The sequence below is a fragment of the Streptomyces solincola genome, from assembly GCF_002982015.1.
Lineage (GTDB): Bacteria > Actinomycetota > Actinomycetes > Streptomycetales > Streptomycetaceae > Streptomyces > Streptomyces solincola.
In genome coordinates this window covers 30,297-39,349 of the sequence record NZ_PVLV01000040.1, presented here as the reverse complement: position 1 = coordinate 39,349, position 9,053 = coordinate 30,297, and the positions used below count along the sequence as shown (strand labels likewise).

Genomic DNA, 9,053 nt, shown 5'->3' with positions numbered 1-9,053 from the left:
GGGGAGGGGCGGCAGTGGCTCCGGCCGGGGAGCGCCCGCTGTCGCTCCGCGATCCGCACTCCGACCGTGCACGCCCCTTCGCGGCGCCCGTACGGCACCCGCGTGCCCTCCCCGTCCGATGTACGCCTTCCGCCGGCTCCCGCCCCGCCGCCCCGTCCTCTCGCTCGACGTCCCCGCGCGGTGCCTACGAGCACCCCGACCGCCGTCGACCGTCCGGCTCACCCCGGCCAACGCACTTCGCTGGCTCGACACGTGATCGACGGGGCGTCCCTGAGGGCCCCCTCGCCCAGCCGGCGGATGCCGCGTCGGCGTTTCGTCGTCAGCGAAGGTGCACGATCCGCCATGCGCCGAGCGTGGCCTGCGACACGCCCCGCTTGATGTCGGGTGCGTCGGACATCAGCACGTAGCGACCGGGCGCACTGCGGTTGCCGAGGGTCTCCTGGTGACCGGCGGACAGGCCGCCGAGACCGTACGCGGGGCCGTCGAAAACGGAGCCGGCGGCGCGCCCGTCCTCCAGCACCTGACGCACCCGCTCGGCCGTGACTCCCGGGCGGAGCCGTTGCAGCAGCATCTCTCCACCCTGCGCAGTGGCGTTGACGAAGCGCACGGGTCCGGACGCCGGGAGGACGCCGGGGGACGCGAAGCGGGGCCCGTCCGGCGTGGGCACCAGTCGTACCTCGGGGGTGGGGGACGTCGCGGCCCCCTGCCGCACGGTGTCCTGCGGGCGGTCGTCGTGCGCGGCGTCGGAGCGCCGGCCCGAGGCGTCGCAAGCGTCGTGGTGTCCGCGCACCCGCAGTCGTTCGGTCTGGTTCGAGCCCGCCAGCACCCGGTTGAGGTCGACTACGCGGTAGGTGCCGGGGCACAGCAGGATGGTGACCCGCACCGGGCGGTCGCGGTCGACCTGCGCGCCGCCGAAGAACTCGGCCCGGAGGTCCACCGCGCGGGCCGCGGCCGCCACGACGGACGGCGGGTTCTCCAGCGAGGTGCCGCGCAGGTCGTCCAGCACGCGCCGGACGGGAGAGTCCCCCCGCAGCCGGAAGATCTCGAGCAGGTGCTGTCGCGCGTCAGCGGACGAGACGCGGAACTCGACAGGTCCAGCGGGGACGGCGTCAGGCATGCCGACGCCCGCGTCGCTCACGCTCACGTCGACGGTCGACCGGCTCGTCGTGGGACCGGCGGCGTGCGCCGCCGCGGGTGCCGCCAGGACACCGGCGAGCAGACACGCAAGAACCGAAGTGCGACGGGCTCCCCGTCCAATCGATGCAACCACTTTGCGCCCTTCCAGATGGAACGGCCGGGCCCTCGCTCCGGCCGGAGAGGAGTTCTCCTCGCCATGAACGCACGCGACGGGCGCGCGGGCGACACCAGGAGGACACGCCGTGGGCGGCTGCGGCCCAGGAACGCCCACGTCCTTCGGCTCGGGGCCGTTCCCCCGCCCAAGGCCCCGGACTCCGAAGGTGCTGCGCTGAAGGGGGCATCGAGAGCACCCCTTCGGGGGAGAGTGCGCCGCGCTGGGCCGGCTGCCTGCGGCACACGGGCACAAAGCCCCTGCCGCAGCGCGTCCCGACGCGTGCGGCGGGGCCCGAGCGGGCCGGTGGCCGCACCGGCGCCCCCGGTGCGGCGGCCCCCGGACACTGCGCCAACCGAGGAGACCCCTTGCGAACGACCCACCGCGAACGGACCCGGCCGCCCCGCTCCGTCGACTGTCACCCGTCCGCAGGGCGCGCGGGCCGCCGCCGGGAGGGCGGATCGTGACCGGGGCGGGCGCGCAGCGGACGGGAGTGTGGCTGGTGGGGGCCAGGGGCTCGGTGGCGACCACGGCCGTGGCGGGGTGCGCGGCGCTCGCCGCAGGTCTGCACGAACCGCTTGGCATGGTCACCGAGACGGCAGGGTTCGACGGGTGCGGGCTCCCGCCGCTGGACGCACTGGTGTTCGGCGGCCACGACATCGCCGAGGTGTCGCTGCCGAAGCGTGCCCAGGAGCTGGTGGCGAGCGGGGTGCTGCCGTCCGGGGTACCGGATGCCGTCCACCGGGAGCTCGCGGCGGCCGAGAACGCGGTCCGGCCCGGTGGGCGCGTGGCCGGTGACGTGCGCGATGACGACGAACTGATCGCCGTCTTCGCCGAGGACATCGGGTCGTTCGTCCGGGAGCACGGGCTGGCCCGGGCGGTGGTGGTCAACGTCGCGTCGACCGAGCCCGCCGGCGATCCCGGCGATCCTGGCGGTGCGCGGCTGCCGGCCAGCGCCCTCTACGCGGTGGCGGCCCTGCGCTCGGGGTGTCCGTACGTCAACTTCACCCCGTCCGCCGGCATCGACCACCCGGCCCTGGCCGAGGCGGCCGCGGCATCGGGGCTCCCCTTCGCGGGGAAGGACGGCAAGACCGGTCAGAGCCTGCTGCGCTCCGCCCTCGGCCCCATGTTCCGTCAACGGGCCATGGCGGTGCGGGCGTGGTCCGGGGCGAACCTGCTCGGGGGCGGAGACGGGGCCGCGCTGGCCGACCCGGACGCGGCGGCCGCCAAGAACGCGGGCAAGACCAGGGTGCTCACCGACACGCTGGGACACCTGCCCGAGGGGGAGGTGCACATCGACAACGTGCCCGCGCTCGGTGACTGGAAGACGGCGTGGGACCACACCGTCTTCGACGGGTTCCTCGGTACCCGCATGGTGATGCAGACCCTCTGGCAGGGCTGCGACTCAGCGCTCGCCGCACCGCTCGTGCTGGACCTGGCCCGGCTGACGGCGGCCGCACACGCCGCCGGCCTGTCCGGCCCCCTTCCCGGGCTGGCGTTCTTCTTCAAGGACCCCCCCGCCGGGAGCCCCGGTGACCTCGCCGACCAGTGGAGCGCCCTGATGGCCTTCGCCGAGCAGCTCCGGGAGGCGGTGTGACCGACGCCCCCGCGCCGCACACCGTCGCGCGGGCGCCGGCGGGTCGCCCACCGGCCTTCACCGGCCGGGACCGGCGGGCGGCCTCCGCGCCGGCCAAGCGGGCCGGGATCGCGGCGGATCGCGTCGCCGCCTGGGCCGAACTCCTGCGATTGCCAGCGCTGTTGACGGTGCCGGGCGATGTCGTCGCCGGCACAGCGGCGGTGGGGCTGCCGCTTCACCGCGGTACGGCGTTCGCCATCGGCTCCTCGCTGTGCCTGTACACCGCGGGGATGGCTCTCAACGACTGGGCGGATCGCCACGTGGACGCCGTCGAACGCCCGGAGCGCCCGCTGCCGTCCGGCCGGATCACCCCCGCCGCCGCTCTGGCCGCATCGTGCGGTCTCACCGCTGCCGGCCTGATGCTCGCCGCACGAGCGGGGCGGCCCGCGTTCCTCGTGGCCGGCTCCCTCGCCGGCACGGTGTGGGCCTACGACCTGCGGATGAAGCACAGCGCCGCCGGACCGGCGGTCATGGCGGCGGCACGTTCGCTCGACCTGCTGCTGGGCGCGGCGTCCGCGGCTCACCCCGTACGAGCAGGCGCGGCGGGCACAGCCGCCCCCCACGCCGCGGCAGACACCCCGAGGCCGTCGGCGCCAGGCCTGCGGAGTCCGGAGCCGGCCGCCGCGGCACTGGCATCGGCCGCTCTGCTGGGCGCTCACACCGCGGCGGTCACGATGCTCTCCCGCCGGGAGGTGCACGGCGGTTCCACCGCGACGCCGGTGGCCGCGCTGGCCACCACAGCCCTCGTCGCCCGCGTGCTCGGATCCCGCCCCGCGGCAGGCCGACGGGCGACCGGCCGCGGTCGGCTCCGATCGGCCGGACAGGCGGCGGCCCTGGCGGTGTACGCGGCCACCGCCGGGCGGTCCCATCTCCACGCCGCGCTCAATCCGTCGCCGCAGCTCACCCGCCGGGCAGTACGCGACGGCATCCGCGCCGTCATTCCGCTCCAGGCCGCCCTCGCCCTGCGGCACGGAGCGGGACTGGCGGCCCTGCCCGTCCTCGCGCTGCTCCCCGCGATGCGCCACCTCTCCCGACGGGTGAGCGTGACATGACGCCGAGGACGGTACCGGGGACGCGCTTCGCCTACGGGACCAACGGCCTGACCGACCTGCGGCTGGAGGACGCCCTCACCCTGCTGTCGGACCTCGGCTACGACGGTGTCGGGCTCACGCTGGACCACATGCACCTCGACCCGACGGCCCCCACCGCCGAGCTGGCCGCCAAGACCCGGGGCATCGCCCGCCGTCTGGCGGACCTGGGGCTCGGTGTCGCCGTCGAGACCGGGGCGCGCTACGTGCTCGATCCGCGTCGCAAGCACCAGCCCACACTCCTGGACCCCGACCCGGACGCGCGGGCGAGGCGGATCGGACTGCTGGTGACAGCCGTGCGCCTGGCCGCCGAGCTGGGGGCGGACACCGTGCACTGCTTCAGCGGACCGGCGCCCGGCGACACCACCGACGACGCCGCCTGGCAGCGGCTGGCGGACTCGCTGGCCCTCGTACTGGACACCGCCGGCGCGGCGGGGGTGGCGCTCGCCGTCGAACCGGAGCCGGGGCACCTGCTGGAGGACCTGGCCGGCTTCCAGCGGCTGCGCAAGTCCCTTGGTGAGCCCCCGACCCTCGGCCTGACCCTGGACATCGGCCACTGCCAGTGCCTGGAGCCCGAGTCGCCGGCCGACTGCGTCCGCCAGGCCGCGCCGTACCTCCGCCACGTGCAGATCGAGGACATGCGGCGCGGTGTGCACGAACACCTCCCGTTCGGGCAGGGCGAGATCGACTTCCCGCCCGTCCTCGCGGCCCTGCGAGAGGTCGGCTTCGGCGGTCTCGTCACCGTCGAACTCCCTCGCGACTCGCACGCCGGTCCGGCGCTCGCGGCATCCTCCCTGGCCTTCCTCCGGGCGGAGGGACGGACGCCGTGACCGGACACGCGCCCTCCGCCGGCCGGCCGGCCGTGAACGCCGCGCGCGCCACGGGGGAGGTCACCGGCGAGAGCGAGGGACCCGCCGAGGAAGCGGTGTCCACGAGCCGCCACGTCCCGGCCGGTGATGCGGACCTCCGGCACGTCGAGGACAGGGTGGTGCCCTTGCTCAGGCCCGAGGCCCGGGACTGGCTGGAGGAAGCGCTGTCCGACGCCGCGCAGCGCCCGGTCGCCGCAGGGCCCGGCGGCCCGGCGGCCCCGCCCCGGTGGGAACTGCACTTCGCCGCCGCCGGACGCCGGTGCCGGGCGCCCGACGGGCAGGACCTGCGCGCGCGCCCCGCGGCGCAGGACGGAGGCGGCCCGCCTCCGACCGCTCGCCGGCGCGGGACCGCGGCGCCGCTGGGCCCGGCCGACGTGGTGGACGCCGTGCGACTGCTGCTCCTGCGGGCCGCCGCGGCCGGCCCGGCCACCGTGGACCGCCTGTACCGCCAGGGCACCGCCGCGGAACGGCGTGCCGTGCTGCGGGCCCTGCCCCACCTCGCCCTCGGCGACAGTGCCGTACCGCTGGTCGAGGACGCCCTGCGCACCAACGACACGGGGCTGCTGGCGGCCGCCGTCGGACCGTACGCCGCCCGCCACCTGGACGCCCACGGATGGCGTCACGCCGTGCTCAAGTGCCTGGGCGTCGGTGTCCCCGCGGCCACCGTGGCGGACCTGGAGCGCCGCGCGCGAGGCGACGCGGAGTTGGCCCGTATGCTCGTGGCCCACGCCGACGAGCGCACCGCGGCCGGCCGGTGCGTCCCGGACGACCTGCCGCGGCTGCTGGCCCTGGCCGCCGGTGATTCCGCGCCGGAGGATTCTCCGTGACGCGCTCGAGCGTCCCGCGCGACGGACGAGGAGGCACCGGAGAGCGGCAAGACCCGCGGCGCGCCGACCCGCCCCCGATCCGGCGGGAGGACGGCACGGACGCGCCCGTGGCACCGGCCGCGCTCGTCGGGGCAGGAGTCGCGTTTCGGGCCCTCGTACGGCCGTCCGGTCCGCGACGGCAGTGGGGACGCCACGCGCAGGCGGCGCCCGTGACACGCCGGCCCGGAACGCGGCGGCGGACCGGCCGGGCCGCCACCCGGCGGCGCGGTGAAGACAGGTCGGCAGGCCGTTCAGGCGGCCCCTTCCCCCGCGTCCTGCCGGCCACCGGATCCGACCGGCGCGCGGTCGACACGCCGATGTCGCCGAACAGGCGGGTGACGTGCCGGCGGCGGCGACATCGCCCCCGCCGCGGCCGGTGCCGGCGGCCACGAGGGCGACCCGCAGGCCGTCCCGGCGGCGCCCGGCCAGGGGCCGGGCCCCCGGTCGAAGGGCCGGTCCGGCACCTGCCCACCGCATCCGACCTCCCCCCACACCGGTCATCCCACGACTCACGGAGCCCCGATGCGCATCTTCGACCCCCACATCCATATGACCTCGCGCACCACCGGCGACTACGAGGCCATGTACGCGGCAGGCGTACGGGCCGTCGTCGAGCCGTCCTTCTGGCTCGGGCAACCGCGGACCTCCCCCGACAGCTTCGTCGACTACTTCGACTCGCTGCTCGGCTGGGAGCCCTTCCGCGCGGCACAGCACGGCATCGCCCACCACTGCACGCTGGCGCTCAACCCCAAGGAGGCCAACGACCCCCGGTGCGGTCCGGTCCTCGACCTGCTTCCGCGGTACCTCGCCAAGGACGGGGTGGTAGCCGTCGGAGAGATCGGCTACGACATGATGACCCCTGCCGAGGACCACGCACTGGCCGCGCAGCTGCAACTCGCCGCGGATCACGACCTGCCCGCGCTGGTGCACACCCCGCACCGCGACAAGGCCGCCGGACTGCGCCGTACCCTCGACGTCCTCCGCGAGTCCGCCGTCCCCCCGGAGCACGTGGTCCTGGACCACCTCAACGAGACGACCGTCGGGGCGGCCGCCGCCAGCGGCTGCTGGCTGGGCTTCTCCATCTACCCCGACACCAAGATGGATCCGCACCGGATGGTAGCCGTCCTCCAGGAGTACGGGGTGGAGCGCGTACTCGTGAACTCGGCCGCCGACTGGGGCCGCAGCGACCCCCTCTCCACGCGCTGGGTCGGCGAGGCCATGCTCGCCGCCGGCTTCGCGGAGGAAGACGTCGACCAGGTGCTGTGGCGCAACCCGGTGGACTTCTTCGGCGCCAGTGGCCGCCTGGACCTCGTCGCCGGCGTGCGAGGCGACACCCACGAGGGCAACTCGATCGTTCGCGGGGGTGTGTGACCGTGCGGTTCCGGCACCCCGACGGTTCCACCGTCCACGTCTCCTACTGCACGAACGTCCACCCCGCGGAGGACCTCCGGGGAGTACGCCGTCTCCTGCGCGAGTACGCCGAGCCGGTGCGCCGGCGACTGGGGCGGGACCGACTCGGCATCGGCCTGTGGCTGGCCCGCGACGCGGTCTGCGATCTGCGCGGCGACCCCCGGGCGCTGAACGCGCTGCGGGCCGAACTCGGCGACCGGGGCCTGGAGGTCGTGACCCTCAACGGCTTCCCCTACCGGGGTTTCGGCGACGACGTCGTCAAGCACCGGGTGTACCGCCCCGACTGGACCGAGCGCGCGCGGTTGGACCACACCGTCGCCCTGGCGCGAGTGCTGGCCGCCCTGCTGCCCGAGGACGTGACCGAGGGCAGCGTCTCCACCCTCCCGCTGGCATGGCGCCACCCTCCCTTCGGGCCCGAGCGGTCGCGGGCCGCCCGCACCGCCCTGGAGGAACTCGCCGGACACCTCGACGTACTCAGGTCGGAGACCGGGCGCACCATCCGGATCGGCCTCGAGCCCGAACCGGGCTGCGTCGTCGAGACGACGGCCGACGCCGTCGCGGCCCTGACGGGTCCCGGCGCCCCGCCGCTCGAGCACATCGGCGTGTGCCTGGACACCTGCCACGTCGCGACCCAGTTCGAAGAGCCGGACGCCGCCGTCGACGGATTGCTGGCGGCCGGGGTCCCGATCGTGAAGGCCCAGTTGTCGGCGGCCCTGCACGCGCAGGAGCCGCACCGTCCTGAGGTCCGCCGGGCCCTGGCGGCCTTCGCCGAACCCCGCTATCTGCACCAGACGCGCACCCGCACCGGCGACGGTGCCGTGCGGGGCGCCGACGACCTCCAGGAGGCTCTGTCGGACGGTGGCCTGCCACGCGAGGCACCGTGGCGGTGCCACTTCCACGTACCGCTGCACGCTGCTCCCCAGCCGCCCCTCTCCTCCACCACCGATGTGCTGGGCACCACGCTCGCCCGGCTGGTCGGCGGGCCCGCCCCGCTGACCCGGCACCTGGAGGTGGAGACCTACACCTGGCAGGTGCTCCCCGCCGAACACCGCCCTCGTGACCGGGGATTGCTGACCGACGGGATCGCGGCCGAACTCGCCTGGGTACACGACCTCCTGCTCGACCTCGGCCTCAAGGAGACCGGATGACCACCGCCGCTCCCCAGCCTCTGCTGGTCCTGGACGTCGTCGGGCTCACCCCCCGCCTGCTGGAGCACATGCCCCACCTGACCGCCCTGGGCGACGCCGGTTCCCGGGCCCCGCTGACCACCGTCCTGCCCGCCGTCACCTGCGCCGCCCAGTCCACCTTCCTCACCGGGGCCCTCCCCTCCCACCATGGTGTCGTCGGCAACGGCTGGTACTTCCGGGAGCTCGGCGAGGTGCTGCTGTGGCGTCAGCACAACGGGCTGGTCTTCGGTGACAAGTTGTGGGACGCCGCCCGCCGGGCGCACCCCGGGTACACCGTCGCCAACATCTGCTGGTGGTACGCCATGGGCGCCGACACCGACATCACCGTCACCCCCCGCCCCGTCTACTACGCCGACGGCCGCAAGGAACCCGACTGCTACACCCGGCCGCCCTCCCTGCACGGCGAACTCACCGACCTGCTCGGCACCTTCCCGCTCTTCCACTTCTGGGGCCCCGGCGCCGACCTCGTCTCCAGCCAGTGGATCATCGACGCCACCCGGCACGTCCTGCGCACCCGCACCCCCGACCTCGCCCTGTGCTACCTCCCCCACCTCGACTACGACCTCCAGCGCCACGGACCGGACGACCCCCGCTCCCACCGGGCCGCCGCCGAACTCGACGCCGCCCTCGCCCCGCTGCTCGCCGACGCCGCCGCCGAGGGGCGCACCGTCGTCGCGCTCTCCGAGTACGGCATCACCCCCGTCAGCCG

General features: G+C 75.4%; 7 protein-coding genes and 1 pseudogene (1 of these 8 only partly in view). 7 read left to right on the top strand and 1 reads right to left on the bottom strand.

Annotated features, from left to right (window positions below):
• Positions 1-319: 319 nt before the first annotated feature.
• A complete protein-coding gene (locus tag C6N75_RS03090) occupies positions 320-1,006 on the bottom strand; it encodes a hypothetical protein (protein WP_146132472.1) in 687 nt (228 codons plus the stop codon).
• Positions 1,007-1,748: 742 nt separating this feature from the next.
• On the opposite strand from C6N75_RS03090, the gene C6N75_RS03085 reads away from it, so the two are divergent.
• The 7 genes and pseudogenes from C6N75_RS03085 to C6N75_RS03055 form a co-directional block, all read left to right on the top strand.
• A complete protein-coding gene (locus C6N75_RS03085; protein ID WP_105867272.1) occupies positions 1,749-2,885 on the top strand; it encodes an inositol-3-phosphate synthase in 1,137 nt (378 codons plus the stop codon).
• A complete protein-coding gene (locus tag C6N75_RS03080; protein ID WP_105867271.1) occupies positions 2,882-3,976 on the top strand; it encodes an SCO3242 family prenyltransferase in 1,095 nt (364 codons plus the stop codon). Before C6N75_RS03085 ends, C6N75_RS03080 begins: the two co-directional genes overlap by 4 nt.
• Positions 3,973-4,842: a sugar phosphate isomerase/epimerase family protein gene (locus C6N75_RS03075; protein WP_105867270.1), complete on the top strand. Its 870-nt coding sequence runs from the start codon at positions 3,973-3,975 to the stop codon at positions 4,840-4,842. The genes C6N75_RS03080 and C6N75_RS03075 overlap by 4 nt, the downstream gene beginning before the upstream one ends.
• 155 nt (positions 4,843-4,997) lie before the next feature.
• Positions 4,998-5,708, top strand: a complete 711-nt coding sequence (locus C6N75_RS03070; protein WP_105867277.1) for an EboA domain-containing protein — start codon at positions 4,998-5,000, stop codon at positions 5,706-5,708.
• A 561-nt stretch (positions 5,709-6,269) separates the two neighbouring features.
• The gene (locus C6N75_RS03065; RefSeq protein WP_105867269.1) at positions 6,270-7,118 is read left to right on the top strand and encodes a TatD family hydrolase; all 849 of its coding nucleotides are present in this window, start codon (positions 6,270-6,272) and stop codon (positions 7,116-7,118) included.
• A gap of 2 nt (positions 7,119-7,120) precedes the next feature.
• Entirely contained in the window at positions 7,121-8,305 is a 1,185-nt protein-coding gene (gene eboE, locus C6N75_RS03060; protein ID WP_105867276.1) for a metabolite traffic protein EboE, read from the top strand.
• Positions 8,302-9,053 (top strand): annotated as a pseudogene (locus C6N75_RS03055) (alkaline phosphatase family protein) (it continues 467 nt past the right edge of the window). Before eboE ends, C6N75_RS03055 begins: the two are co-directional and overlap by 4 nt.